Source organism: Undibacterium sp. SXout7W (assembly GCF_049339385.1).
Lineage (GTDB): Bacteria > Pseudomonadota > Gammaproteobacteria > Burkholderiales > Burkholderiaceae_D > Undibacterium.
The window spans coordinates 1-215 of the sequence record NZ_JBMPPF010000199.1 but is presented as its reverse complement, the minus strand read 5'-3'; the positions used below and the strand labels follow the sequence as shown (position 1 = coordinate 215).

Below are 215 nucleotides of genomic sequence, written 5' to 3'. Positions count from 1 at the left end.
CGTCGCCACAGCCGCATCTTCCCCCACCACCGTCAGTGTCTTGACCTCCGTACTTATCTTGCTCACCCCTGTCAACACGCGATCAACAGGGATTACTGTGGCAAGCAGACTTGTCCAGGCTTTTGAGCAATCATAGTCGTTGCTGCATTGCTGGACCTTGGTGAGGTCTTCGTAGGCACCTTTTGCTACTATACCTGCAAACTCATTGGGTGTGC

The 215-nt window shown here is 53.0% G+C and carries 1 protein-coding gene; it reads right to left on the bottom strand.

All coding sequences use genetic code 11. From position 1 onward, the window contains the following. Positions 1-215: hypothetical protein (locus ACO0LB_RS21095; protein ID WP_423052717.1), on the bottom strand; the 215-nt coding region annotated here is incomplete at both ends.